We start from the raw sequence: 24511 nt of genomic DNA, 5'->3' as shown, positions 1-24511 counted from the left end.
CCAAGCACCGCGCCAGCGCGCAACCCGGTCGTACCGCGCACCGAAAAGTGCATGCATTTTCCCAACTGATACCCTTGTTTTCGCGGATTCTTGCGAATTGCCAAAGGTCTTGGCCCGCTGAACGCAGTCTCCGGATTCCGGGCATCAGGCAACGTTATGCTTTCTGTCACATTCTCCTCAGCAGGCATCAGAAACCCCAATTTTTCTCCGCTTCAGCCGCATGGCGAACGTTCTTGGAGATTTTTTTCCGGGTATCGGGGAGGCTTGAAGCTACACGCTCCCCCAGCAGATATAAGCCTTTGCGACCTCGTGTGTCCGGTGGCTTCTTCTTTCGCCACTAGCTATGATCGAGCAAACATCCACGGTTAGGAGACGAAGTGAATAAGCTGCAGTCAGATGAAGCACTGACCCGAGTTACCCTGGACGCCTCGCGCCGGAACATCCCAATCGAGATTGTGCCGCGCGACAAGGTCCGCTCGCTGGAAGAGGCTGCGGACGCCTTGGGAATCTCGGCCTCGGCCTTGCTCAAGACGCTGGTTATCAAACGCACAGACGGCACCTTTGTCTTCGCGCTGATCCCCGGCGGGCGGAAACTGGACTGGGCGAAGCTGCGCGGAGTCATGGGCGTCAATAAGCTCTCCCTGCCATCTTCAGATATCGCTTGGGATGTCACGCACTACGAGAGCGGAACCATTACGCCTTTTGGCTCGCACACGGTACTGCCTGTCTACATCGATGCCAGCGTCTTCGAAGAGCCCGTATCGGAACAGATAGGACTGGGCAGCGGGGACCGAGCCCATGGACTGCTGGTTCGCGCCAAGGATTTGGTTAGCGGATTTGATGCCACGATTGCTGATATTTCGACTCCGGAATAACCAGCCCTGGCTTAGCCAATGCCTTCTTGGCCCAGGCCTGCGACTCGGTCAATCCCTTGATCGTCGCGTTGCGCAGCGGCAGACCAAGCGGCTGCTCGACGAAGCGTGCCACCAGGTAGGCAATTCCTAGCATCAGCACCAGCAAACCGGCCAGCAGCACGTACTTGTTCACGAAACCGTGCAGCTGGTTGATTAGCCACCAACCCCACAACTGGTGCACGAGGTACAGCGGGTAAGTCAATGAACCGGCCACAGCCAGCCATTTGCCCTGGACGTTCTTGAGCGGAGTCAGGGTGCACACCGCCAGCAGAGCTACGCACAGGACGGTCAGCAGCTGGAAATGCCAGGCCGGGATATCCATCCCGGAGAGCAAGTCCGCGTCACTGCGCCCCTTGATGCCGGTGAAAAATGCGGCGATGGCAGTATTGCCTGCGACCATGGACCACCGCAGAATGCTGTGGCCGCTTTGATAGATCAAGAAGAGCACCATGCCGGCTGCGAACAGGGCCGCATACTGCCCGGCAATCCATTCCTGCAGCTTGTCCAAGCTTGTGAAATGCAGATACAGGCCCAGAGCGGGCCAAATGGCAGAGAGCAAGAGGATGTGCTTGTTCTTCACGAAGCCCATGGACAAGAGCGCTGCGAGCAACACGTAGAAACGCAACTCGACCCAAAGTGTCCAATAGACACCGTCCATATCGGTGACGCCGAATCCAGCCTGCATCATGCTCAGGTTGGGCAGAATATCACTGGCCGAGCGTCCCTCGTTGCCGGAAGGCCAGATCCCAAGCGAGAGTACTGTTGCTGCGAGTACCGCGAGCCAGTAGGCCGGGTAGAGGCGGCCCACACGCGAGCCGATGAAACCAATGACGTTCTTTCCCTGGAGGGACATCAGGATAACGAAGCCCGAGATGAGGAAGAATAGCTGTACACCCAGCTGTCCGTAACGGGTGAATTCGGAGAGTACTGGCCAGAACTCTGCGGCCTGCCTCCCCCAGTGATCATGTCCCCATGCGGTGTAGTGGTACAGGACGACAATTAGCGCAGCTGTAATCCTCAATGCGTCTAGGAGCCCTAGCCGCGGTGCTGGTTTCTGGTTCTGGGTAGCTACGGTTTTTGACACATTTTCACTGTAAACAATGAACTTGAATAAACGCTGTTAATAGAAACGTTATAAAACAATTGCTATGGACTTCCCAGCTTAACGACCAAAGGCCCACAGACTTTCGTCTGTGGACCTTTGGCAATAAGTTGCGAGTGACCGCTGTACTTACTTAACGGTGACGGTAGCGCCGGCAGCTTCCAGAGCTTCCTTAGCCTTCTCGGCAGCGTCCTTTGCAACACCCTCAAGCAGAGCCTTTGGAGCAGCGTCAACGAGCTCCTTAGCTTCCTTCAGGCCCAGGGAAGTCAGTGCGCGAACTTCCTTGATAACTGCGATCTTCTTGTCGCCGGCCGACTCGAGGACTACGTCGAATTCGGTCTGCTCTTCAGCAGCAGCTTCGCCGCCTGCAGCTGGACCAGCAACTGCAACAGCAGCAGCGGTTACGTCGAAGGTCTCTTCGAATTCCTTAACGAACTCGGACAGTTCGATGATGGTCATTTCCTTGAATGCGGAAAGCAGCTCTTCGTTGCTGAGCTTCGCCATGGTGGGCGTCCTTTCGGTTTTTGGCCTTGAGGGCCGATGAATTTGGGTTTACGTTGCGAGAGAACTCGAAAGCTTAGGCTTCTGCCGGAGCTTCCTCGGCAGCTTCGCCACCGTTCTCGTCGAGCTTTGCACGCAGAGCTTCGACAGCGCGGGCAGCAGCGGAAGCTGGAGCCAGCAGCACTGCCGCAACGCGGGCGAGCTGAGTTTCGCGGGATTCCAGCGCAGCCAAAGCAGCGATGCCGCTCTGGTCCAGTGCCTTACCTTCGAACCAACCGGTCTTGATGACCAGCTTTTCGTTAGTCTTGGCGAATTCCGTGAGGCTCTTAGCGGCAGCAACTGCATCGCCCTTAATGAAGGCGATTGCGGTTGGACCAGAAAGCTGTTCATCGAAAGCATCGATGCCAGCGTTCTTCGCTGCGATTGCGGTCAAGGTGTTCTTTACGACTGCGTACTTGGTCTCCTGACCAAGCGAGCGGCGCAGATCCTTGAGCTGTGCAACGGTAAGCCCACGGTATTCGGTCAAGACAGCCGCCGACGAATCATTGAATTCCGCGGTGATTTCTTCAATCGCTGCAGTCTTGCTTGGGGTTGCCATAACACTCCTTCCGGGGATTTGTTCGGTACCGTTTCAAAACCGGCGAGGCCATAAAAATAGCCCCGCGCAGGAGCACAGGGCGTTTCAACTTATTCAAAGTCAAAAAATCTATGTAACCTGCGTTGGTCATCCTTGCGGATCTTTAGGAGCAGTTGGAAACCAAATGCTCGACCGACGGTCTTCGGTATTTCTAGTTTATAGGAGCACTCCAGCCCACAGCAAATCGAAGCCGGAGCCAATCTCATGATCCTGGTCACTAGGGGAATTAAATTAGAATGGCGGGACTCATTTACCAACGCTTGGGGAACGCTAGTAGTAAGTCCCGCCGATACAAAAGTTTTGGGGAAACTTTCGTATCTCATCCGCGTAGGGCCTTGGGGGATCCATACGCGGATGACCGAGATACTCGGTAGTCAAAGCTTATCATCGGCTACAGGCTGGTACGAAACATGAATACGCTTTCCAGCAGCCGTGGCCATCGCGCAGATTCCTCGCTTAAAAAGGAAGGGAGCATGCCGATTATCGGCATGCTCCCTCAAGCTAGTTAGCTACTAGACTTAGGCCTCAACGCGGGTTACGTTCGCGTCAACAGGAATACCTGGACCGAAGGTGGTAGCGATGGTTGCCTTCGAGATGTAGCGACCCTTCGAAGCCGAAGGCTTCAGGCGCATAACCTCTTCCAGAGCTGCTGCGTAGTTCTCGGTCAGCTGCTTTGCGTCGAACGAAACCTTGCCAATGATGAAGTGCAGGTTCGAGTGCTTGTCGACGCGGAAGTCGATCTTGCCGCCCTTGATGTCGGTTACAGCCTTGGCCACATCCATGGTCACGGTGCCGGTCTTAGGGTTTGGCATCAGGTTACGAGGACCCAGTACCTTACCCAAGCGGCCAACCTTGCCCATCAGGTCAGGGGTTGCAACTGCTGCGTCGAAGTCGGTCCAGCCGCCCTGGATCTTTTCGATCAGGTCGTCCGAGCCAACGAAGTCGGCGCCAGCTTCGCGAGCTGCTTCTGCCTTGTCACCGTTAGCGAAAACAACCACGCGGGCGGTCTTGCCGGTGCCGTGTGGAAGGTTTACGGTACCGCGAACCATCTGGTCAGCCTTACGTGGGTCAACACCCAGGCGGAAAGCAACCTCAACGGTCGAGTTGGTCTTATCGCCTGCGGTCTCCTTAGCCAGGGCAATTGCCTCGGCTGGAGCGTAGACGTTGTTGTCGGCATCGATCTTAGCCGCGGCGGCTACGTATGCTTTGCTGCGCTTTGCCATCTGCGTTTTCTCCTTATGCAGTCGTGGTCATATGGACCGCGCGGGGTCCTGCCACGGGCGAATCGATCGGATGACCGTTTCGCCTTAGATTGAATTCTTGAGTGCTATCCAGCGTGTGAACAGCGGAAGGCGGGATTAGCCTTCTACGGTCACGCCCATGGAGCGGGCGGTGCCGGCGATGATCTTGGCTGCAGCAGCCAGGTCATTTGCGTTCAGGTCAGCCATCTTGGTGGTGGCGATTTCCTCAACCTGAGCCTGGGTCAGGTTAGCAACCTTGTCGGTGTGCGGAACACCCGAACCCTTTGCAATGCCAGCTGCCTTCTTGATCAGCTCAGCTGCAGGAGGAGTCTTGGTGATGAAAGTGAACGAACGGTCTTCGTATACGGTGATCTCAACTGGAACAACGTTACCGCGCTGCGACTCGGTCGCTGCGTTGTAAGCCTTGCAGAATTCCATGATGTTGACGCCGTGCTGACCAAGGGCTGGACCGATTGGAGGAGCTGGGTTAGCAGCACCTGCCTGGATCTGCAGCTTGATGAGTCCGGTGACCTTTTTCTTTGGGGCCATGTCGGGTCCTTCTTACTCTTGCGTTTCCCGTGGCACAGGAGCGTGGCACGGGGATCTGGCTATCGTGGCGCGACAGCCAAGCGTACCCTCGCATCGATAAGCGACCGATGCGGGGCACGAAGACTTAATACTACTGGATCTTGGTGACCTGGTTGAAGTTCAGGGTCACTGGGGTTTCACGTTCGAAGATCGAAACCAGTACGACCAGCTGTGCGGCATCCAGCTTGATCTCCGAGATGGTTGCGGGCATCGTTTCGAACGGTCCGTCATTGACGATAACCGATTCGCCGACTTCGAAGTCCACGGTGACCTCAGTAATTGGAGCACGGCCTGGCTTGGACGCCGATGGCTGCTCTACTGGATCAACGATGGTGTGCTCAAGCATGGAGAACACTTCGTCAAGGCTCAGTGGGTTTGGATCGTGGGCGTTGCCAACGAATCCAGTGACACCTGGAGTGTGTCGAACAACACCCCACGACGCGTCAGTCAGCTCCATGCGGACCAGGACATAGCCCGGGATGCGCACGCGGCGAACGATCTTGCGCTGAGTGTTCTTGACCTCGACGACCTCTTCCATTGGAACCTGGATATCGAAGATGAACTCATCCATGTCCTGGGTCTGGATACGGGTCTCAAGATTGACCTTCACGCGGTTTTCGTAACCAGCGTAGGTGTGAATGACAAACCAGTCACCTGGAAGACGACGGAGCTTAGCGCGGAATTCTTCCTTGAGCTTGGCTACGTTGTCTTCGCCCTCGGCTTCTTCAGCTTCGTTGTCTTCGCCTTCAGCTTCTTCAGCTGCGCCTTCGATTACCTGAGCGTCTTCAGCGTCCTGTGCTGGTGCTTCGGTTGGGTCGACGTCAGCTTCTACAGCTGGCTCAACCTGATCGCCGGCGGCTTCAACGAACTCGTTTTCGACCTCGTCATTAATCTGCGGTTCGAGTTCCTTGTCGGACACTGCAGCTCCTGCTTTCTTTGACTGAATGACACTAAATTGCCTCGGGGTAATCATACCTCCGAGGCAACAAAATTACTGTTCGACCTTGTTGGTGAACAGGAGGATCGAACCCTGCCCAAAGACGAAGTCCAGGGCCGTCACGATCAGCATCACCACGACCACGAAACCGACAACAACCAGGAAATAATTCACTAGTTCACTGCGGGTCGGGGTGACTACCTTCTTAAGTTCTGCGATTACCTGGCGGAAAAACAAGAAGATCCGGGCAAAGAAACCCAACTTCTGTCCACCCTTACCGGAGCTGAGAGCAGATTCGGTCATGTTCTTCCTCGTTTCAAAAATTTGGCCAGTTGAAACAATCACGGTGTGCCATAGTCTATTCGACTGCAACACACCGTGATGAGATAATTCGCTAAGCGATAAATCGCTATTGCGCAGGGCAGACAGGACTCGAACCTGCAACCTGCGGTTTTGGAGACCGCTGCGCTACCAATTGCGCCACTACCCTTCGGAGCTTTTTACCGCTCCCACCTAGAACATCTTAGCGGATAAAACATTCAGCTTCGTCCGTTGCGATGTCTCGGCAACGAGAAATAACTTTACGCAACGAAATCGGAAATGTCGAACTGACAACCTCCGGTGTGGCGCAGAACGCATTCCCGCGCCCCGTTGCGCACCTTATTATGTCATTTTCAAAATTGTGATGCTGAAGTGCAAGGTTGCGAACTAAACTGAGGTGTAACAGCTGTCCCCATAGACTTCAGGACGAATCCCCAATGTCTCGCATTTCTCGCCGCATCGGCGCAATTTCCGAATCCGCGACTCTCGCAGTAGATGCCAAGGCGAAGGCTCTTAAAGCAGCAGGTCGACCAGTAATCGGTTTCGGTGCCGGTGAACCCGACTTCCCAACCCCTGGCTACATTGTCGAAGCAGCAGTCAAGGCGGCCCAGGATCCAAAGAACCACCGCTACTCCCCTGCAGCCGGCCTTCCCGAGCTGCGCGAAGCAATCGCCGCCAAAACCATGCGCGATTCGGGCTACGAGCTCAAGGCCAACCAGGTTCTGGTCACCAATGGCGGCAAGCAGGCGGTGTACAACACCTTCGCAACCCTGCTTGATCCAGGTGACGAGGTCATCGTTCCGGCTCCGTACTGGACCACCTATCCCGAAGCCATCCAGCTCGCCGGAGGCAAGGCCGTATCGGTCTTTGCCGGCCCGGAGCAGGGCTACAAGGTTACCGTCGAACAGCTCGAATCCGTACTGACCGAACGCACCAAGGTGCTGCTGTTCGTTTCTCCTTCGAACCCCACCGGTGCCGTATACACCCCGGAGCAGGTCCGCGAGATCGGCCAGTGGGCTGCTTCCAAGGGGCTGTGGGTTGTTACCGATGAGATCTACGAGCACTTGACCTACGGCGATGCAACTTTCAGCTCCATCGCGACCTTGGTCCCAGAGCTCGAAGACCGAGTTGTCATCCTCAACGGCGTGGCAAAGACCTACGCAATGACCGGCTGGCGCGTGGGTTGGATGGCAGGTCCGCTGGATGTCATCAAGGCCGCCACCAACCTGCAGTCCCACGCCACCTCGAACGTTTCCAACGTATCGCAGCGAGCCGCCCTGGCTGCTGTTGCCGGACCGCTGGATGCCGTGAACGACATGAAGGTTGCCTTCAACCGTCGCCGCTTGGCCATCGTCGAATCACTGAACGCGATTGACGGCCTGCACTGCCCTACTCCGGAAGGCGCGTTCTACGCGTATTCGGATGTTCGAGGCCTGCTGGGTCGCGAAATCCGCGGCGTAGTGAACAACACCAGTGCAGAACTTGCTGCTTTCATCCTGGAACAGGCAGAAGTTGCCGTCGTTCCAGGTGAAGCATTCGGCCCTTCCGGCTATATCCGCATGTCATATGCACTGGGTGATGCTGACCTCGAAGAAGGCGTCGCACGGATGGCCAAGCTGCTGGGCGAAGCCAAGTAGAAAAACAGCGCCGCCAAAGAAGCCGGGCAGTCCATGATGGACTGCCCGGCTTCTGTGCTTTTGCCGCAGTGCCGTTTAGAGGATCTTGCGGTCCACAGCCCAACGGGTAAGTTCGTGGCGGTTGGATAGCTGGAGCTTGCGCAGCACATTGGACACATGCGATTCCACGGTCTTTACCGAGATGAACAGTTCCTTGGCTACTTCCTTATAGCTATATCCCCGGGCAATCAAACGCATGACTTGCAATTCGCGGTCAGAGAGCAAATCCAGCTCCTCATCGATTTCTGCCACCGGACCGCTGCTGCCAAAGGCGTCCAGGACGAACCCGGCCAAGCGTGGCGAGAACACGGCATCTCCCCCGGCCACGCGACGTACTGCATCGGAAATTTCGGCCCCGGAAATGCTCTTGGTGACATACCCGCGAGCACCGGAACGGATGACCGTCACTACGTCCTGTGCTGCGTCGGAAACGCTCAATGCCAGGAAACGCGTGGATCCCAGCAGCCCGGTGCACCCCTTGAGCACTTCGGCCCCGCCCCCGCCGCGGCCACCGGGCAGGTGCACATCCAGGAGCACCACATCCGGTTGCTGTTCGGTGATCACCTCGATGGCTCCCTCCACGGTGCCAGCTTCCCCGACAATCTGGATGTCCTGGGCCAAATCGGCACGTAAACCGGAACGGAAGATGGCGTGGTCATCCACCAGCACTACACGGTAGTTCTCGGTGGTGTTCTCAGCGTTCATGTTTCTATTCTTCCTCCATGTTCAGTGGCATGCTCAGCTGCACCTCAGTTCCGGATTCACCGCTCCGGATATGCGCCATGCCGCCTGCGCGTTCCATGCGGCCAATGATTGATTCCCTGACGCCGTGCCGGTCCGCCGGTATTCCATCTACTTCGAAACCGGTGCCGCGGTCACGCACATACACTTCTACTTGTTCGGCCGAGCATTCGATGAATACCGAAATCTTGCCCTCGGCATGCTTCGCTGCGTTCATCATCGCCTCGCGGCTAGCGGCCACCAGTGCCTGCTGCCCGGCAAAGCCCTGAGCATTGCCTACGGATATGACTTCTACATCACGCAGTAGCAGCTGTTCGATGTGGCTTGCCTCGTGCTGGATCTCAACGATTACATCTTCATCATCAAGGTCATGGTTGCCGTACAGCCATTGGCGCAGTTCACGCTCTTGGACACGTGCCAAGGTTCTCACCGCCGCTGGGTCTTCACTGCGTTTTTGAATCACTGCCAAGGTCTGCAAGACCGAGTCGTGCAGGTGGGCCGCGAACTCTGCACGTTGGGCCGCCGCCTGGCGCGAGCTCCGTTCAGCGATGAAATCGCGCCACAGCCGAGTACCCCAGGGAAGCAAGACCACGAGTGCGCCGACAATGATCGCCAAGGCCGCCCACAAGCCGCCGAGCAGGTCTGCGGCTCCGACAGTATTGCCCAGCAGGGCCAGCAGACCGCCGATGACCAGGACCAGGCCAAAAGCCAGGCGCAGCAGGAAAGGCAATGACGGGCGCTTCTTGTGCTCGGTGATACCTTCATCGAACTGGATCCAAGCCAGCACAATACCGGCAATCACGCCCAAGGTAGGCCAGATCAGATCCCAGCGGATATTCCAGCCGGTCCACTGTCCATAAGCCATGACGGCGAGCGCCAGCAGGCCCGCACCGATCAGCGTGTCACGCCAGGTGGAGTTCCTTTCCCAACCTTCGCGTGGACGGAAGATGCCTTGCTGCACCCGGTTCATTTCTTCAGCAATGCTGCGTGATCTGGTGCCCCAGGAGCGAAGCTCGTCAGCGTGCGCCTCTTCGGCGCTCGGGACGAATACCCAAAGCCACGCGTAGAGCAGAATGCCGATGCCGCCCAGTGCGGACAATCCCAGGAACCCAATACGCACGTACCCCAGCGGGATGCCGAGGTGCTCCGCGAGGCCGCCGCAGACGCCGGCGATTAGCCGGTTCTCGCTGCGCACCATCAAACGCCGTTCAGGACTTTCCATAGTTCTAAGTCAAGCACGTTCTTGTCGTTTCTTCCCGGTTGATCACCGGATCTAGGGGCACCCCTAGGGGAAGTTCAGGGTATCCCCTCATAGCGCGGGACCCCTGCCACACGAGAACATTGGACTATGAACAACGAAGGCTCTCAACGTCGTCGCGGCTTTTACGACCAGCTGCGCAAATCACCGATCACTCGCCAGGACTCGCAGTGGCTCGGTGGCGTTGCAACTGGTATCGCCGATTATTTCAAGGTCGATGTAGTGCTGATCCGCGGCATCTTCGTGGTGCTCGGTGTCCTAGGCGGCTTGGGCATGGTGCTCTATGGACTGGCTTGGGCGTTGCTTCCTGATGCGGGAGGCAAAATGCATCTGGAAAGTGCCGTGAACCGGAACTGGACCAGCGGCATGACTGGCGCGGTGATCATCTTAGCGCTGGGCATCTTCCCTGCTCCCTGGTTCTTGGATTCGCTGGCACCGGTCCTGTGGCCCCTGGCTATTGTTGCGGCTATCGCATTCATTATCTTCAGCAGGAAGAACACCCGGTTTGCGCGTCCGGACCAAGCTCGCAATCCGGCAGCGACCGGTGACAGCTCTGCTGCCTCGCCAAGGGCTGCCGAGAAGAGCACCGCGTTGGAGCATCCTTGGCGTGAGGACGGCACCCAGAGTTTCAATGCGAGCGTAGCTAGCGGGTTCGGGACGAACTACCCGGATGCGCCGATGAAGGAGCACCCCATGAATTCAGGTGATTCTGGCCCAGCGGGCCAATACGAAAATAGCTATTCGCCGGATCCCGCATATACGAAGGCCTACAGTGCCAAGGCGAATCGCAAGCCGATCAGCCGCCCGATTCCGGGTTGGCTTGGCACCACCGTCTTCGGCGTTACCGTGCTGGTGGTCGCCGTGGTCATGCTGGCCGACTACCTGGATATCGTGGCCTTGCCTGGTTCGGGCTGGACCGTGGCTTTGGCTTGCGGCCTGTTGCTTGTTGGCATCACCATTGTCTTAGCGGCCCTCTCCGGGCGAACCAGTGGAGGCCTGTTGGGTTTGGCCATTCCATTGCTGGTCCTGACGGTGATCTTCTCTGCTACGTCTTTCGAGGAATCTGCCCGCGGGTTCGTTCGATCGGCTACCGGCAGCGACAGCCAATACAGCGCTGTTTTCAGCAGCTCAACGGTTGACCTGACCCATCTGGGCAGTATCACCAAACCCACCACGGTGGAGATCGATTCGGTCTTCTCCAGAATGGATCTGCTGCTGCCGGAGAATGTTCCGGTGAAGATCGAGACCGACGGCGCATTCCTTTCCGGAATGGATATGGAACTGCCGCAGGACCGGCGGTCCTTGCCGGGAAATGCACCAATGCTGACCATTGAAGTAGACGGAGTTTTTTCCTCGTTCTCCACGACCGTGGATGATCCCAGCATCCTGAACCCCAGCAACACGGATTTCTAAGGACTGAGCCCCATGAATACTTCTTCTACTCCCGCTAGGAAATTCCCTACCGGAACCTTGGTCTTCGGCCTGATTCTGATCGTTGTCGCCCTGGCATCGCTCAGCCGTCTGGTCTTGCAGTGGAGCTTTGACATGCCGCTGTTCTTCATCGCCATCGTCGCCTTGGCCGGCGTAGCCATGATCTTCTCCGGATTGGCATCGGCCGGCAAGGCCCGCAAATCCGAAGCCGAACCACCGGTTCCCACCGACCCCAATCTCTAAGCCCTCCAAGCTTTTCTAACAATTAGGAGTTCTCTGATGGACGCATTCTTCAACTCGCTTCGTTCCATGCCGCTTCGTCGCGGGCCAGGCCGATTGGCCGGTGGCGTCGCCGGGGGCATCGCCGACAAGTTCGGGTGGGATGTCACCTTGGTGCGTATCGCCCTACTGCTTTCGTTCTTGCTTCCGGTAATGGGTGTTGCCGCATATATCCTGGCGTGGATCCTGATCCCAGCGCAGGACAACACCATCATCTTGCAGAACTGGCTTCGCAAATTCTAAATACCGTTCCCGGCTGGCCTGCTCGGGAACGATGCTTGACATCGCTATCCGGCTAGGGCGAGGCTCGTGCACTTCCGTGACATGAGACTCGCCCTAGTGGCTTTAAGCACGTACAATGGCACGCAGAGTAGATGCTCAATGGCGCGCGGATATTGACTGAAATCCGAATGGAACTCTTTGCTGTTACAGCGTTATCACGGGGCCTGCACGCTCCAGCTGTCGCACAAGGCTTTCCCATTACTAAGCGAGGGCCAATGCGCATTGGAATCATGACCTCAGGCGGCGACTGCCCCGGTCTGAACGCCGTCATCCGCGGTGCGGTACTGAATGGCATCAAAAGCTACGACGACGAATTCGTCGGTTTCCGCGACGGCTGGCGCGGCGTCAAGGAAGGCGACTTCTTCGACCTTCCGCGAACCGCTGTGCGTGGCATCGCCAAGCAAGGCGGCACCATTTTGGGCACCTCACGCACCAATGCGTTTGAAGGGGAACTTGGTGGCGCGGAGAACATTTCCAAGGTTCTCAAATCCAATAGCATCGATGCGCTGATTGCCATCGGCGGGGAAGGCACCTTAGCTGGCGCCCAGCGCCTATGCGAAGCCGGCCTTCCTATCGTTGGCGTTCCCAAGACCATCGATAATGACTTGGACGCCACGGATTACACCTTCGGTTTCGATACCGCTAACCAGATTGCGGTCGAAGCCATTGACCGCCTGCGCACCACCGGCGATTCCCACCACCGCTGCATGGTGGCCGAGGTAATGGGCCGCCACGTAGGCTGGATTGCACTGCACGCGGGGATGGCATCCGGTGCGCACGCGGTGCTCATCCCGGAGGTTTCCACCACCATGGAGCAGATCTGCCAGTGGGTGAACGAAGCCCATGAGCGCGGACGCGCCCCGTTGGTGGTTGTGGCCGAAGGCTTTGTGCCAGAAGGCATGGAAGAAGCGTTCTCGGTACGTGGTCTCGATTCCTTCGGACGCGCCCGCCTTGGCGGCATCGGGGAGATGCTCGCCCCGGTCATTGAGGAACGTACCGGCATCGAAACGCGTGCAACCGTGCTGGGACATATTCAGCGCGGCGGCGTCCCCACCGCTTTTGACCGTGTCCTGGCCACCCGTTTGGGAATGGCTGCGGTGGATTCCATCCATGCCGAGGCGTGGGGCACCATGGTGGCGTTGCACGGCACCAAGGTGCTGCGCGTACCGCTGCGTGCCGCACTGAACAACCTCAAGCGTGTCCCCATGGAACGCTACGAAGAGGCCGCCGTGCTCTTCGGCTAGGCCTGGAGATACACCAAGGGCGTGGGTTGGAATGCTGTTCACAGCATTCCAACCCACACCCTTCTCTTTGGCCTTTAGCCTTGCGGCGGGGTTCTCAGGAACCCGGTAAAGCGCCCAGCGACCTGGCCGGCGTCGGTCGCCACAATGACTTCCTGCGTTGCCGGGTAGCTCGTTTCGGCGTCCACCACGGACAGAACCGCTTCCGGGTCAACGTTGCGCTTGACCACGGCCAAGGCGATTGGCCCGGCTTCATAGTGCAAAGTCGCGGAAGTGATCCGGCCAACCGTGCGCTCCCCCAGCTTCACTTCGGCGCCGGTGGCAGGCAGCGTGTGCATGGAACCGTCGAGGTCCAAGAAAACCATGCGACGAGGCGGGTGGCCGATGTTGTGCACCCGGGCAATTGTTTCCTGGCCTTTATAGCAGCCCTTGTCCATGTGCACCGCGGTACGCAGCCAATCCAACTCGTGGGGAATGGTCTTGTCGTCTATCTCGGCACCGAAGCGCGGCTCCCACGCGGCGATACGCAAGGCCTCGACAGCCATCATGCCTGACAGCTCTTCGTCAGCTACTGCGACGGCAAGCTGCTCCAACTCCACGATATGCAAGAACCACGGACGTTCCTTGCCCGGGTGATCCTCACGGGAATAGGCCCAACCACCGTCGGTGATTCCGGGCCATGGGTTCTCCCAGACCAGGCTCCCGGCAGTGCCAATCTTGCGGGTAGCCGCCAATACGCCATAGCTCTCGGAAAGATCATTGACCTCAACGCGCAGCATGAAGCGCATTGAGTTCAGGAACTGCGCCAACGCTGCTCCGGCACCAGGTTCAACGATCAGCAGCAAGCGATCTGCGGTGGCCAGCACCTTCATTTCGTGCTCAATGCGTCCTTGAACCGAAAGCAGCAGCGTCTGGGTGCTGTCTCCTGGCTTCAGGCTGGAAATGCGCTGGCTGCTGAGCGTATCGAGCCAACTCTGGCGGTCTTCGCCGCGGATCTCCACGACATCGAAGTGGCTCAGATCGGCAATTGCCTGGCCCTCAGCGAGTTTGCGAGCTTCGCGGGTAGGAGCGCCGTAGTGGGCTGCGACGCCGGCATCTACGCCGCCAGCTTCCACTGCAGCAGCACGGTCCAGCAGGACCGAACGGTATTCAGTGGCCATGATTAGTGCACCGTGCCTTCCAAGGTGACACGCTTGAGCGCCGCCGAGGCGTGCGCTTGAAGATCCATATTGCCCTTGGAAACATCCCAGCGCCAGAACAGCTCGCCATTGACCAGACCGTAGATCCGGGTTGAGGACGCGTAAGCTTGGGCGTTCTTGCTGCGCAGCAAGCTCTCGGTGGCCAGCTGAATGCGTGGTCCATTAATCAGGCCGTAATACAACTCTGAGATGCCGTCTGGTCGGACAATTTGCGCCTGGATCTTGAAGCCGTCTTCGGTATGCAGCTTCTGCACATCGTCGGCCGAACGCAGTACCGGGAAGATGTCACCGGGCTCCATGCCAGGACCGGCATCGGCTTCCTGCTGTTCACGGTCCAAGGACCAGAAGCCGGTTTCAACGGCTAGGATCCGCAGCTTCGTGCCATCGGCTTCGGTCAGCCAGGCTTCACTGCGGTATTCAAGGTACGGCCCGCCAACGTCACGGAAGGTGACTTGCTGCCAGAAAAACTCGTCCTCGGCTTCGCCTTCGCCAAGACGGCCAGCACCTTCCCAGGTGCCGATGAGCCATGCGAAAGGTACAAGTTCCGGGGTGAGGTCCGTAGGTAGGTCAAAAGCCATGGACTACTCGCTCCTAAGTCAGTTAGTGATGAAATGAAAACAGCGCACACGTTGTTGTGTGCGCTGTTTCTACTTCTGGCCCTGGAAGAGGCGCTTCACTACCAAGCCTGCGAACCCAGCCATTCCGAGACCGGCGATCACTACAAGTGCCTGGAAGAAAATTTCGATTGCAAGGTAATTTTCATTCATGGCTTCATCTTAGCGCGGGAGGCAGGAGAACTTCGACACGCGTGACGCAGCTAGCATCATATTTGAACCGCTCACCGCTAAATGAAAGCCAGCACTTCCATCGCGTACCAGCTGACCGCACCGCTCATCAGCAAGATGGCGCAGGCAAGGCCAAGGATTCCACTCATGTTTCGTACGCTGCGGCTGACCAAGGCCAATGCCCGTAATGAACCCACCAGCAAGCCGGTCAGCAGTCCCAGGGTCGCCCCTTGGTACCAGAGCATATCGATTGGCAGCGCGCTGGAGGCCGCGCCCAATGCGGCAGCGACCACAGGCGCCAGAATCATGGTCATCCGGTTTGGCAGGCGGGTAACGGCAACCGCACCAGCCCCAAGCAGAGCGACCACGGTTGTGACGGCCAGCCCAAAGCCGTAGGGCACATAAGCACTAGCGGCCCAGGCGGAACCCAGCACGCCCAGGACTATGCCGGTCACGCCAGAAACCACACCGGCCAGCCGGCCTTCGGCTTCTGCCCCGCGCAATACCTGGCTGATAAATACCAGAAGCACGCCAACGGCGATTGCTTCGACACTATGTGACATCACCGACCCGCCTGGCATGAACATGGTCGAAGCCGTAGCCGCCAAAGAGCACAACGCCAAGATGATGGTGATCGGCCATGGCGCATCGGAGCGGACCATTCGCGGCCAGGTATAGGCGAAAATCAGCTGCAAGACCGCGGTGAGCACACCCATCAGCCAGCTCATCGAATCCAGACTTGCAACAACGACAAGCAGTGCCGCTGCAACGAGTCCACTGAATAAAACCTTGATTCTCAAATTCTGATTCCTGACGGTAATGTGTCCGCACTTGCGTGTTCACATGCGTGCTTCAACTGATTCATTCCTTATACTGTGACACGTGAAAGTGATTTTTTCGCAACTATCTGGCAGGAGGAAGACCGATTGGCTCACCTACTGCTATTAAGTAATCATGCCGAAAATGCCGCTGAAGTTCTTCCGGCACTCGAACTGTTATTGCACGAGATTTCTTTCTTCCCTGCAACAACGGAGTCGCTGAGCCAAATCCCTGAGTGCGACGCGGTCATCCTCGATGCCCGTACAGATCTCATTCCGGCGCGCTCCCTGGCGCAGTTATTGCACGCCAATTTGAATCTGCCCTTGCTGCTGGTTGTCAGCGAAGGCGCACTGGGCATTTTGAACTCGGATTGGTTTGCGACTGATTTCCTGTTGCCTTCCGCCATCCCTGCCGAGCTTGATGCACGCATCCGCCTGATGCTCTCCGGAGCCACGGTTCCCGCCCCCGCACCGGTGGCCGCTGAAAGCACTTCGGGCCTGCGCATCGATGAGTTGAGCTACACCGCCCGTATCGATAACCGCATGCTGGACCTGACATACAAAGAGTTCGAACTGCTCAAGTACCTGGCACAGTTCCCCGGCCGAGTCTTCACCCGCGAACAGCTGCTGCATGAAGTGTGGGGATACGACTACTACGGAGGCACCCGTACCGTAGACGTGCATGTGCGACGTTTGCGCGCGAAACTCGGCACCGATCATGAACAGCTCATCGGAACGGTGCGCAACGTCGGCTACCGCTTCCACACCGAATCATAACTTTCAGATAACTCCTACCCACTTCGCACATTTTACGACTATCGTGAAATGCATGAGCGAACTGCCACAGAACACTGTTTCCATCCAGCACGTCCCCGGTGAGCTTGATGAACGGGCGCTATCCGACGTGCGCCAGCTAGCCCTCGATGCGCAGAAAGCCGATGGCAACCCGCCGTTGAGCGACCAGACCCTGGTGGCATTGGCAGCCGATGAGCCTAGCCAGAATCTGCTTGCCCTGCTGGCTGAAGCCGGCGAAGGCGCGGAGTCGACGTTGGCCGGCGTTGCCATCGCGGTTCGGGAATCCCCGGATCAGCCTTGGGTGCTGGAACTGGTAGTCCACCCCGAGCATCGCCGCGCTGGCATTGGCCGGGCCCTGCTGGGCGAGCTCGGTGAGCTGCTGGATCTCTCGACGATCCAGGCGTGGGCGCACGGCGACCACGATGCAGCCAAGAAGCTGGCCGCAGGTGTGGGCCTGGACCGCGTACGCGAGCTGTTCCGGATGCGCCGCGAAGGCACCGATTACCTAGAAGAGCCTGCGATTGATCGCCGGATTACGGTCCGCACCTTCCGTGTTGGCGAGGACGAGCCGCAATGGCTGGAGGCTAACGCCAAGTCCTTCGTGCATCATCCCGAGCAAGGTTCGCTAACCCTCAATGACCTCGAAGCGCGCATGTCCGAGGATTGGTTCGACCCATCCGGCTTCTTCCTGGCCTTTGACGCGGAGGAGAATCTGCTCGCCTACCACTGGACCAAGATCCACCCTGCTACCGCAGACGCGGTCCGCCCCACCGGCGAGGTTTACGTTGTCGGTGTCGTTCCCGAGGCGCAGGGACTAGGCCTGGGCCGTTCTTTGACCACCACCGGCATCAACTACCTGCTGGAACTGGGCGTCGATGCGGTGATCTTGTACGTGGATGCCGATAATGAAGCTGCAGTTAAGCTCTACCGCTCGCTGGGCTTCACACTTTGGGATGCGGACATTATGTACGGTCCGCAGAAGATAGACTAGGGGTACCGGCAGTCCCTGATTTATCGGGACTGCCGCCAGCGGTGTCTTTAGCGTCCACTTGCAGGAAAGAAGTGAGTTCAGCCGATGAATAGCTACCCCAAGGAAACTGGTACTCAGCTACGTGATGTTCCTTCCTCGAAGGTCAATGAAGATCGTATAGAGCCAGCAGATTCGCTACCGGATCTGCATCCCGATGGCGGATTCAAAAATGAGCGTTTCCTTGACCGTGAGCTCAGCTGGCTGCATTTCAACGCCCGCGTTCTGGAGCTGGCCGAAGACACCGATCTGCCCTTGCTTGAACGGGTGAACTTCCTGTCCATCTTCGCCTCGAACCTTGATGAGTTCTTCATGGTTCGCGTTGCCGGGCTGAAGCGCCGCATCCACGCTGGACTGGCGGTGCCGGCGGCTAACGGAATGAACCCGGTAGACCAGTTGGAGTTGCTGCTATCCTCGGCCCACGCGCTGCAGACCCGCCATGCCAAAGTCTTCGCCGACTCGGTATACCCCGATTTGGCCGAGCAGGGTATCCGCATCACCACCTGGGAAGACCTCTCGGCATCCGAGCGTGACCTGCTTTCCAAGTGGTTCGTTTCCCAGGTATTCCCGGTACTCACTCCGCTGGCGGTTGACCCTGCTCACCCATTCCCGTACATCTCCGGGCTGTCGCTGAATCTGGCTGTGGTGGTCCGCAACCCGCTGACCGGCAAGGAACTATTTGCCCGCTTGAAGGTGCCAGACACCATCGCCCGCCTGATCAGCATCGACGGCACCCGCGCGGCGCACTCTTCGTTGCGTACGGCCCGGTTCATCCCGCTCGAAGCACTTATTGCGGTGCACTTGGAGCTGTTGTTCCCGGGGATGGAAATCGTCGAGCACCACTTCTTCCGTGTCACCCGCAACGAGGACCTGGAAGTTGAAGAGGACGATGCAGAGAACCTGCTGCAGGCGCTGGAGAAGGAATTGCTGCGCCGCCGCTTCGGTCCTCCCGTTCGCCTGGAAGTCGCCAATGACATCAACCCTGAAATCATGGAGCTGCTCACCCGCGAGCTCGGTGTTGAAGAGGACGAGGTTTTCAAGCTTCCCACCCCATTGGACCTGCGCGGTTTGGGCGTTATCGCGTCGCTGGACCGTTCAGAGCTTCACTACACCAAGCATGTTGGCCATACCTCGAACTACCTGAACGAGTCAGAAACTGCCAAAGCCGCCAATGTGTTCGCGGCCGTTCGGCGCCGCGACATCCTGCTTCACCATCCCTATGATTCCTTCTCCACCAGCGTGCAGGCCTTCCTGGAACAGGCCGCAGCTGATCCGAAGGTCATGGCCATCAAGCAGACCCTGTACCGCACCAGCGGCGACTCGCCCATCGTCGATGCGCTGATTGATGCGGCCGAAGCTGGCAAGCAGGTTCTGGCCCTGGTAGAAATCAAGGCCCGCTTCGACGAGCAGGCCAACATCTCTTGGGCGCGCAAGCTGGAACAGGCGGGCGTGCACGTGGTCTACGGCATCGTGGGCCTGAAAACCCACTCCAAGCTCTCCTTGGTGGTTCGCCGCGAAGGCGACAAGCTGCGCCGCTATTGCCACATCGGCACCGGCAACTACCACCCGCGCACCGCGCGGTATTACGAAGACTTCGGCCTGCTCACCTGCGACGACGAAGTTGGCGAGGATATCTCCAAGCTGTTCAACCAGCTTTCGGGCTACGCCCCGCGCTCGACCTACAACCGCCTGCTGGTTGCTCCGCGCTCGGTACGCACCGGCTTGCTGGCGCATATCGAGAAGGAGATAGTCAACGCCGCGGCCGGCAAGCCGGCAAAGGTCGTCATCAAGGTCAATTCCATCGTGGATGAAGCCATCATCGATGCGCTGTACCGGGCCAGCCAGGCAAGGGTCAAGGTGGAAGTCATCGTTCGCGGCATCTGCGCCCTGCGCCCGGGAGTGCCGGGACTGAGCGAGAACATCGAAGTACGTTCCATCTTGGGCCGGTTCCTTGAGCACAGCCGCGTGTTCATGTTTGAAAACGGCGGAGATCCACTGGTGTACATCGGCTCCGCCGACATGATGCACCGCAACCTGGATCGTCGCGTGGAAGCCCTGGTCTCGCTGCGCAACCAGGAGGACATTGATCGCATGATCACCCTGCTGGCCCGCTACATGGACGACAAAACCGCTTCGTGGCACCTGAACTCCGATGGCGACTGGATTCGCCATTACCAGGACGAGGATGGCAAGGCGCTCTCGGACGTCCAATTCTGGTTAGTTGAAGAACATGCCCGCCGACGAAACAGTGGACGTAATAGCTAGTGACCGAACCAGAGCTGCGCGATACCCGCACCAGGGCTCGTGACATCATCCGTTCTGCAGATGCCGAGGAAATCCGCCTTGGCGAATACGACATCGTGGCCGCCGGGGCAATCCCCTGGCGCGTGAAGGACGGCAAACTCCAAGTTCTCCTGATCCACCGCCCAAAGTACGATGACTGGTCCTGGCCCAAGGGCAAACTGTATCAGGGTGAATCCATCGCCGAGTGTGCGCTGCGCGAGGTCCGCGAGGAAATCGGGTTGCGCATCACCTTGGGCATCCCGCTTTCAGCCACCGCCTACTCCGTGGGCCAGAAAACCAAGGTTGTCTACTATTGGGCAGCCAAGACCGATGCGCAGACGGTAATTGAGCCTGATGGCGCGGAATGCGACGAGGCTCTTTGGACCAGTCCCAAGAAGGCTGCCAAAATGCTGTCCATTGCCACGGACAACCAGCCGCTGTCCGATCTGGTCCTGGCCTATGAAGCCGGCGTGCTCGATACGCACCCGGTGCTCATTGTCCGCCATGCCAAGGCCAAGCCTCGTGGCAACTGGACTCGTGCCGAAGGAGACCGCCCGCTGGCGGCGACGGGGCGACGCCAGGCGCAGGCAGTTTCCCGGATGCTCGAAGCATGGAAGCCGATGCACGTGGCCTCTTCCCCGTGGATGCGGTGCGTCCAGACGATCACTCCCTATGCCGCCTTGCACGCCTTGAAGCTCAAGAGCATTAAAGCCCTGACCGAACATGCGGCGACACGCAATCCGGAGCGGGCACGCAAGGCCGTGCAAAAACTCTTCGACAAGTACCGTTCCCAGGTGATTTGCACCCATCGCCCGGTGCTGCCCTTCGTGTTGGAGGTTCTTGCCCAGAACTCCACTGACGAACTGGCCATGGCCCTGCCGGACCAGGATCCCTATTTGGAACCGGGGTCCCTGATCGTTGCGCAGCAGGTCCAATCCGGCAGCCCGCGAATTGTCTCCTTTGAGATTCATACGCCGTACCACGATTAGCCTGATGCGGCTGAAGCCCGGCATTGCATGCCGGGCTTCAGTGTTCTCTCAGGGCGTGGCACCAGCCGTTGCATCTGCCTCCGATTAGGGATAAGACTATGAATAGGAGACACGTCACAGCCAAGAATGAGGTAATGCCATGACTGCCCAGCAACCGAACCAGCCAGTCGAGAAGATTGTGCACCATGGACTGCGTTTGGATCACGATGCCAGCCGCGGCCGCTATTCGCTGTGGCACGGTTCCACTTTTGTCGGTTTCCTCGGCTACTACGAAGAAGATGGCATCGCCACCATCCAGCACACCATAGTCAATGAGGAATTCGGCCGTCGCGGATACGCTCGCGCGCTGGTGACCTTGGTTCTGGACAAGTTCCGCGACAAGGGGCTGAAGATCATTCCGGAGTGCAGCTACGTCCAGGACTACCTGCGCCGCTACCCGGAGTATAACGACATGGTGGCTGCGAGCTAGGCACGAGTGCGAGCAGCATCATCAATGCGCTTAGTTCCAGGAGCTTTCCGTTTGATCTAAACTGGGACGTGTGAATATGCCAGCGCCGACCACCAGCACGACAGGTAAGATGACGACTCCAATCGCAACCCCTTATGAAGATCTGCTTCGAGACGTGCTGGAGAACGGCGCCTCCAAGGAAGACCGCACCGGAACTGGAACGCTGTCGGTATTCGGCCGCCAGATCCGCTTCGATCTGAAGGATTCTTTCCCGCTGGTCACCACCAAACGCGTGCACTTCAAATCCGTGGCAGCAGAACTCTTGTGGTTCCTGCGCGGCGAATCCAATGTGAAGTGGCTGCAGGACCAGGGCGTGCGCATCTGGAATGAATGGGCTGACGAAGCCGGCGAACTCGGACCGGTCTATGGTGTCCAGTGGCGCAGCTGGCCAACTCCCGATGGCGGCCACATTGACCAGATCTCCCAGCTGGTCGACTCGCTGCGGAACAATCCGGACTCCCGCCGCCACATCGTCTCGGCGTGGAATGTCGCAGAGATCCAGAATATGGCGTTGCCTCCATGCCACGTGTTCTTCCAGTTCTACGTGGCCGAGGGCAAGCTCTCCTGCCAGCTCTACCAGCGCAGTGCAGACATGTTCCTGGGCGTACCGTTCAACATCGCTTCCTACGCACTGCTCACGCGCATGCTTGCCCACCAGCTCGATCTGGAGCCAGGCGAGTTCATCTGGACTGGTGGCGACGTGCATATCTACACCAACCACTTGGAACAGGTCAAGGAGCAGCTCTCCCGCGATCCTTACCCATACCCGACGCTCAGCTTCAATTCCAAGCCCGAGTCGATCTTCGACTACACGCTGGAAGATTTCAGCATCAACGACTACCAGCACCACCCGACGATCAAGGGAGCCGTAGCGGTATGACTCCCAAGCCTCGCCACGCACACGACGTTGAACCGCTGGTTGGCGCCATTTGGGCCCAAGCCGAGAACGGCATTATTGGCGCTGACGGCGCCATGCCATGGCACGTTCCCGAGGACCTGGCCCATTTCAAGCGCACGACCGCTGGCCATCCAGTGATCATGGGTCGTGCCACATGGAATTCCTTCCCGGCGAAGTTCCGTCCATTGCCAGGACGCACCAACATCGTGCTGACCACGCAGGCTGATGCCCACGCGCAGCTGCGCAAGGATGGCGCACTCCCCGTCTCCAGCTTGGAAGAAGCCATCGCGTTGGCACAGCGCAGCGCCGGCGGCGAAGAAGTATGGATCATTGGCGGCGGAAAGGTCTATGCCCAGGCACTGGCGCTGCTGGACGTCGCGGTGATTACCAAGCTCGATGCCTCCCCTGCTGGAGATACCTCCGCACCGAAGCTCACCGCTGGCTTCGCTCTGGGCGCATCCGATCCGTCCCTAGATTCGGAAGATGCCCACTGGCACACTTCCTCCACCGGTACCCGCTACCGCTTTGAAACCTGGCTTCGCCAAAAGGATTAGAACGACCATGAAAAAATACATCGGAGAGCTCAAGCAGCACCCCGAAGCACTCTTCATTCTCGGATACATGCTCTTCCCGCTGCTGGCCTTGGTGGTGGCCGTACTCGGCTTCTTCATGGTTCTCGGCGGCCACAAGGTATTCGGCCTGATCATGCTGCTGGTCCCGACGCAGATCTTTATCTTCTCCGCCATGTGGGCGATCAAGAACCGCAAGCTGCTGCTTGAGGAAAAGTAAAACTTTCGCTGCACCGAGTCACACCTGAACCCTGCTGGGGCTTGGGTGTGATTCTGCTTTAACTGGTGTAACGAACCGGGCTCTGCCGGATAAACGCCCCTACCATGGATACATGACTTCATCTGTTGGTTTTGTAGGTTACCGAGGCATGGTTGGTTCCGTGCTGATGCAGCGCATGCTCGACGAGGGCGATTTCGCCCAGATTGACCCGGTATTTTTCTCGACTTCCAATGCCGGCGGCAACGCCCCGGCATTTGCTGAGGGTGCTGGGCCGCTGCAGGACGCGTTCGATATTGAAACGCTGTCCAAGTTGCCGATCATCGTCACTGCCCAGGGCGGGGACTACACGACCAAGGTCCACACCGAGCTTCGCAAGTCCGGCTGGGACGGCCTGTGGATCGATGCGGCGTCCTCGCTGCGCATGAATGATGATTCGGTCATCGTTTTGGACCCGGTCAACCGAGCCGTGATCGATGAATCCCTGGCCTCTGGCGTCAAGGACTACATCGGCGGCAACTGCACCGTCTCGTGCATGCTCATGGGCTTGGGCGGGCTATTCAAGAACAACTTGGTCGAGTGGGGCACCGCGATGACCTACCAGGCCGCTTCCGGCGGCGGCGCACGCCATATGCGCGAACTGCTCACCCAGTTCGGCGACATCAATGCGTCGGTGGGCAGCGAGTTGGCTGATCCAGCCAGCGCCATCCTGGAAATCGACCGCAAGGTCCTGGAAACCCAGCGCGGAAACCTGGATGCCGCGCAATTCGGCGTACCACTGGGCGGCTCGCTGATCCCATGGATCGACGCTGATTTGGGCAACGGCCAGTCCCGCGAAGAGTGGAAGGCAGGCGTTGAGACCAACAAGATCCTGCAGACCCCCGGCGACAAGCAGATCATCATGGACGGCCTGTGCGTCCGCATCGGTGCCATGCGCTCGCACTCGCAGGCACTGACGCTGAAGCTGAAGGAAGACCTGCCGATCTCCGAAATCGAGTCGCTGCTCTCAGCAGACAACCAGTGGGCCAAGGTCGTTCCCAACGAGAAGGAAGCCACCATGGACCAGCTGACTCCGGTCGCGGCGTCCGGTACCTTGGATATCCCGGTCGGCCGTATCCGCAAGCTGGAAATGGGTCCTGAGTACATCTCGGCCTTTACCGTTGGAGACCAGCTGCTGTGGGGCGCTGCCGAGCCGCTGCGCCGCATGCTCGCTATCGCCCAGGGCCGCCTCTAGGCACCTCCGAGGCAAAGCCATGGCCAAGCCCAGAATAGAA

27 protein-coding genes and 1 tRNA gene are annotated in these 24511 nt (G+C 58.4%); 15 read left to right on the top strand and 13 right to left on the bottom strand.

Annotation, left to right across the window (positions count from 1 at the left end; all coding sequences use genetic code 11):
* Positions 1-377: 377 nt before the first annotated feature.
* On the top strand, positions 378-875 hold the full coding sequence (locus tag AC1Z36_RS08130; RefSeq protein WP_105657669.1) for an aminoacyl-tRNA deacylase: 498 nt from the start codon (positions 378-380) through the stop codon (positions 873-875).
* On the opposite strand, the gene AC1Z36_RS08125 is transcribed toward AC1Z36_RS08130, so the two are convergent.
* The 8 genes from AC1Z36_RS08125 to AC1Z36_RS08090 all read right to left on the bottom strand — a co-directional run bounded on the left by AC1Z36_RS08125 (position 829) and on the right by AC1Z36_RS08090 (position 6410).
* Complete coding sequence (locus AC1Z36_RS08125; RefSeq protein WP_105657670.1) at positions 829-1998, bottom strand: acyltransferase family protein; 1170 nt, start codon at positions 1996-1998, stop codon at positions 829-831. The two genes, AC1Z36_RS08130 and AC1Z36_RS08125, sit on opposite strands and share 47 nt — an antisense overlap.
* 147 nt (positions 1999-2145) lie before the next feature.
* The gene (rplL, locus tag AC1Z36_RS08120) at positions 2146-2520 is read right to left on the bottom strand and encodes a 50S ribosomal protein L7/L12 (protein ID WP_105657671.1); all 375 of its coding nucleotides are present in this window, start codon (positions 2518-2520) and stop codon (positions 2146-2148) included.
* A gap of 73 nt (positions 2521-2593) precedes the next feature.
* Positions 2594-3115, bottom strand: coding sequence for a 50S ribosomal protein L10 (gene rplJ / locus AC1Z36_RS08115; RefSeq protein WP_105657672.1), 522 nt, complete (start codon positions 3113-3115; stop codon positions 2594-2596).
* A gap of 557 nt (positions 3116-3672) precedes the next feature.
* The gene (rplA, locus tag AC1Z36_RS08110; protein ID WP_105661540.1) at positions 3673-4377 is read right to left on the bottom strand and encodes a 50S ribosomal protein L1; all 705 of its coding nucleotides are present in this window, start codon (positions 4375-4377) and stop codon (positions 3673-3675) included.
* A gap of 135 nt (positions 4378-4512) precedes the next feature.
* A complete protein-coding gene (gene rplK / locus AC1Z36_RS08105) occupies positions 4513-4944 on the bottom strand; it encodes a 50S ribosomal protein L11 (protein WP_105657674.1) in 432 nt (143 codons plus the stop codon).
* A gap of 130 nt (positions 4945-5074) precedes the next feature.
* On the bottom strand, positions 5075-5902 hold the full coding sequence (nusG, locus tag AC1Z36_RS08100; RefSeq protein ID WP_181148851.1) for a transcription termination/antitermination protein NusG: 828 nt from the start codon (positions 5900-5902) through the stop codon (positions 5075-5077).
* Between the two features lie 72 nt (positions 5903-5974).
* Complete coding sequence (gene secE / locus AC1Z36_RS08095) at positions 5975-6223, bottom strand: preprotein translocase subunit SecE (RefSeq protein ID WP_038992215.1); 249 nt, start codon at positions 6221-6223, stop codon at positions 5975-5977.
* 114 nt (positions 6224-6337) lie between these two features.
* Positions 6338-6410 (bottom strand) — tRNA-Trp (locus tag AC1Z36_RS08090).
* 268 nt (positions 6411-6678) lie between these two features.
* Here AC1Z36_RS08090 and AC1Z36_RS08085 point away from each other — a divergent pair.
* The gene (locus AC1Z36_RS08085) at positions 6679-7878 is read left to right on the top strand and encodes a pyridoxal phosphate-dependent aminotransferase (RefSeq protein ID WP_105661541.1); all 1200 of its coding nucleotides are present in this window, start codon (positions 6679-6681) and stop codon (positions 7876-7878) included.
* 75 nt (positions 7879-7953) lie between these two features.
* On the opposite strand, the gene AC1Z36_RS08080 is transcribed toward AC1Z36_RS08085, so the two are convergent.
* Complete coding sequence (locus tag AC1Z36_RS08080) at positions 7954-8622, bottom strand: LuxR C-terminal-related transcriptional regulator (RefSeq protein WP_105656867.1); 669 nt, start codon at positions 8620-8622, stop codon at positions 7954-7956.
* Positions 8623-8626: 4 nt separating this feature from the next.
* Positions 8627-9880 carry an ATP-binding protein gene (locus AC1Z36_RS08075; protein WP_483561928.1) on the bottom strand — a complete coding sequence of 418 codons (1254 nt, stop codon included), beginning with the start codon at positions 9878-9880 and terminating at the stop codon, positions 8627-8629.
* Between the two features lie 126 nt (positions 9881-10006).
* Here AC1Z36_RS08075 and AC1Z36_RS08070 point away from each other — a divergent pair, with 126 nt between their 5' ends.
* From AC1Z36_RS08070 to AC1Z36_RS08055, 4 genes are all read left to right on the top strand, one after another.
* Positions 10007-11329, top strand: coding sequence for a PspC domain-containing protein (locus tag AC1Z36_RS08070; RefSeq protein ID WP_105656869.1), 1323 nt, complete (start codon positions 10007-10009; stop codon positions 11327-11329).
* A gap of 12 nt (positions 11330-11341) precedes the next feature.
* A complete protein-coding gene (locus tag AC1Z36_RS08065) occupies positions 11342-11590 on the top strand; it encodes a hypothetical protein (protein ID WP_133833616.1) in 249 nt (82 codons plus the stop codon).
* A 36-nt stretch (positions 11591-11626) separates the two neighbouring features.
* Entirely contained in the window at positions 11627-11869 is a 243-nt protein-coding gene (locus tag AC1Z36_RS08060; protein WP_105656871.1) for a PspC domain-containing protein, read from the top strand.
* A gap of 254 nt (positions 11870-12123) precedes the next feature.
* The gene (locus tag AC1Z36_RS08055; RefSeq protein ID WP_105656872.1) at positions 12124-13152 is read left to right on the top strand and encodes a 6-phosphofructokinase; all 1029 of its coding nucleotides are present in this window, start codon (positions 12124-12126) and stop codon (positions 13150-13152) included.
* Between the two features lie 74 nt (positions 13153-13226).
* Here the strand turns inward: AC1Z36_RS08055 and ygfZ are convergent, their stop codons facing one another.
* The 3 genes from ygfZ to AC1Z36_RS08040 form a co-directional block, all read right to left on the bottom strand.
* Complete coding sequence (gene ygfZ, locus AC1Z36_RS08050) at positions 13227-14309, bottom strand: CAF17-like 4Fe-4S cluster assembly/insertion protein YgfZ (RefSeq protein ID WP_105656873.1); 1083 nt, start codon at positions 14307-14309, stop codon at positions 13227-13229.
* A 2-nt stretch (positions 14310-14311) separates the two neighbouring features.
* Positions 14312-14926, bottom strand: coding sequence for a heme-binding beta-barrel domain-containing protein (locus tag AC1Z36_RS08045; RefSeq protein ID WP_105656874.1), 615 nt, complete (start codon positions 14924-14926; stop codon positions 14312-14314).
* Between the two features lie 266 nt (positions 14927-15192).
* Entirely contained in the window at positions 15193-15861 is a 669-nt protein-coding gene (locus AC1Z36_RS08040) for a hypothetical protein (RefSeq protein WP_105661542.1), read from the bottom strand.
* 198 nt (positions 15862-16059) lie between these two features.
* Between AC1Z36_RS08040 and AC1Z36_RS08035 the strand changes: the two genes are divergently transcribed.
* From AC1Z36_RS08035 to asd, 9 genes are all read left to right on the top strand, one after another.
* Complete coding sequence (locus AC1Z36_RS08035) at positions 16060-16728, top strand: winged helix-turn-helix domain-containing protein (protein ID WP_105656876.1); 669 nt, start codon at positions 16060-16062, stop codon at positions 16726-16728.
* 52 nt (positions 16729-16780) lie between these two features.
* Entirely contained in the window at positions 16781-17737 is a 957-nt protein-coding gene (gene mshD, locus AC1Z36_RS08030) for a mycothiol synthase (protein ID WP_105656877.1), read from the top strand.
* 84 nt (positions 17738-17821) lie between these two features.
* Positions 17822-20038 carry an RNA degradosome polyphosphate kinase gene (locus AC1Z36_RS08025; RefSeq protein WP_105656878.1) on the top strand — a complete coding sequence of 739 codons (2217 nt, stop codon included), beginning with the start codon at positions 17822-17824 and terminating at the stop codon, positions 20036-20038.
* Positions 20038-21045 carry an NUDIX hydrolase gene (locus tag AC1Z36_RS08020; RefSeq protein ID WP_483561926.1) on the top strand — a complete coding sequence of 336 codons (1008 nt, stop codon included), beginning with the start codon at positions 20038-20040 and terminating at the stop codon, positions 21043-21045. The genes AC1Z36_RS08025 and AC1Z36_RS08020 overlap by 1 nt, the downstream gene beginning before the upstream one ends.
* A gap of 139 nt (positions 21046-21184) precedes the next feature.
* Positions 21185-21514: a GNAT family N-acetyltransferase gene (locus AC1Z36_RS08015; RefSeq protein WP_105656880.1), complete on the top strand. Its 330-nt coding sequence runs from the start codon at positions 21185-21187 to the stop codon at positions 21512-21514.
* Positions 21515-21623: 109 nt separating this feature from the next.
* Positions 21624-22433, top strand: coding sequence for a thymidylate synthase (locus AC1Z36_RS08010; RefSeq protein WP_105657074.1), 810 nt, complete (start codon positions 21624-21626; stop codon positions 22431-22433).
* Complete coding sequence (locus AC1Z36_RS08005; RefSeq protein ID WP_483561925.1) at positions 22430-23005, top strand: dihydrofolate reductase; 576 nt, start codon at positions 22430-22432, stop codon at positions 23003-23005. The genes AC1Z36_RS08010 and AC1Z36_RS08005 overlap by 4 nt, the downstream gene beginning before the upstream one ends.
* A 7-nt stretch (positions 23006-23012) precedes the next feature.
* Positions 23013-23240, top strand: a complete 228-nt coding sequence (locus AC1Z36_RS08000) for an NF038396 family protein (protein ID WP_105656882.1) — start codon at positions 23013-23015, stop codon at positions 23238-23240.
* Between the two features lie 112 nt (positions 23241-23352).
* The gene (gene asd, locus AC1Z36_RS07995; RefSeq protein WP_105656883.1) at positions 23353-24471 is read left to right on the top strand and encodes an aspartate-semialdehyde dehydrogenase; all 1119 of its coding nucleotides are present in this window, start codon (positions 23353-23355) and stop codon (positions 24469-24471) included.
* Positions 24472-24511 lie beyond the last annotated feature (40 nt).

The sequence above is a fragment of the Glutamicibacter sp. BS14 genome (assembly GCF_056934375.1).
Note: the sequence above shows the minus strand (reverse complement) of the source record. Positions and strands in the feature narration are given on the sequence as shown.

Excerpts from the sequence above, each read along its gene's own strand:
- rplL (WP_105657671.1), bottom strand. The coding sequence starts at position 2,520 with ATGGCGAAGCTCAGCAACGAAGAGCTGCTTTCCGCATTCAAGGAAATG.
- rplJ (WP_105657672.1), bottom strand. The coding sequence starts at position 3,115 with ATGGCAACCCCAAGCAAGACTGCAGCGATTGAAGAAATCACCGCGGAA.
- rplA (WP_105661540.1), bottom strand. The coding sequence starts at position 4,377 with ATGGCAAAGCGCAGCAAAGCATACGTAGCCGCCGCGGCTAAGATCGAT.
- rplK (WP_105657674.1), bottom strand. The coding sequence starts at position 4,944 with ATGGCCCCAAAGAAAAAGGTCACCGGACTCATCAAGCTGCAGATCCAG.
- secE (WP_038992215.1), bottom strand. The coding sequence starts at position 6,223 with ATGACCGAATCTGCTCTCAGCTCCGGTAAGGGTGGACAGAAGTTGGGT.
- AC1Z36_RS08085 (WP_105661541.1), top strand. The coding sequence starts at position 6,679 with ATGTCTCGCATTTCTCGCCGCATCGGCGCAATTTCCGAATCCGCGACT.
- AC1Z36_RS08080 (WP_105656867.1), bottom strand. The coding sequence starts at position 8,622 with ATGAACGCTGAGAACACCACCGAGAACTACCGTGTAGTGCTGGTGGAT.
- AC1Z36_RS08075 (WP_483561928.1), bottom strand. The coding sequence starts at position 9,880 with ATGGAAAGTCCTGAACGGCGTTTGATGGTGCGCAGCGAGAACCGGCTA.
- AC1Z36_RS08070 (WP_105656869.1), top strand. The coding sequence starts at position 10,007 with ATGAACAACGAAGGCTCTCAACGTCGTCGCGGCTTTTACGACCAGCTG.
- AC1Z36_RS08065 (WP_133833616.1), top strand. The coding sequence starts at position 11,342 with ATGAATACTTCTTCTACTCCCGCTAGGAAATTCCCTACCGGAACCTTG.
- AC1Z36_RS08060 (WP_105656871.1), top strand. The coding sequence starts at position 11,627 with ATGGACGCATTCTTCAACTCGCTTCGTTCCATGCCGCTTCGTCGCGGG.
- AC1Z36_RS08055 (WP_105656872.1), top strand. The coding sequence starts at position 12,124 with ATGCGCATTGGAATCATGACCTCAGGCGGCGACTGCCCCGGTCTGAAC.
- ygfZ (WP_105656873.1), bottom strand. The coding sequence starts at position 14,309 with ATGGCCACTGAATACCGTTCGGTCCTGCTGGACCGTGCTGCTGCAGTG.
- AC1Z36_RS08045 (WP_105656874.1), bottom strand. The coding sequence starts at position 14,926 with ATGGCTTTTGACCTACCTACGGACCTCACCCCGGAACTTGTACCTTTC.
- AC1Z36_RS08040 (WP_105661542.1), bottom strand. The coding sequence starts at position 15,861 with ATGAGCTGGCTGATGGGTGTGCTCACCGCGGTCTTGCAGCTGATTTTC.
- mshD (WP_105656877.1), top strand. The coding sequence starts at position 16,781 with ATGAGCGAACTGCCACAGAACACTGTTTCCATCCAGCACGTCCCCGGT.
- AC1Z36_RS08025 (WP_105656878.1), top strand. The coding sequence starts at position 17,822 with ATGAATAGCTACCCCAAGGAAACTGGTACTCAGCTACGTGATGTTCCT.
- AC1Z36_RS08015 (WP_105656880.1), top strand. The coding sequence starts at position 21,185 with ATGACTGCCCAGCAACCGAACCAGCCAGTCGAGAAGATTGTGCACCAT.
- AC1Z36_RS08010 (WP_105657074.1), top strand. The coding sequence starts at position 21,624 with ATGACGACTCCAATCGCAACCCCTTATGAAGATCTGCTTCGAGACGTG.
- AC1Z36_RS08005 (WP_483561925.1), top strand. The coding sequence starts at position 22,430 with ATGACTCCCAAGCCTCGCCACGCACACGACGTTGAACCGCTGGTTGGC.
- AC1Z36_RS08000 (WP_105656882.1), top strand. The coding sequence starts at position 23,013 with ATGAAAAAATACATCGGAGAGCTCAAGCAGCACCCCGAAGCACTCTTC.
- asd (WP_105656883.1), top strand. The coding sequence starts at position 23,353 with ATGACTTCATCTGTTGGTTTTGTAGGTTACCGAGGCATGGTTGGTTCC.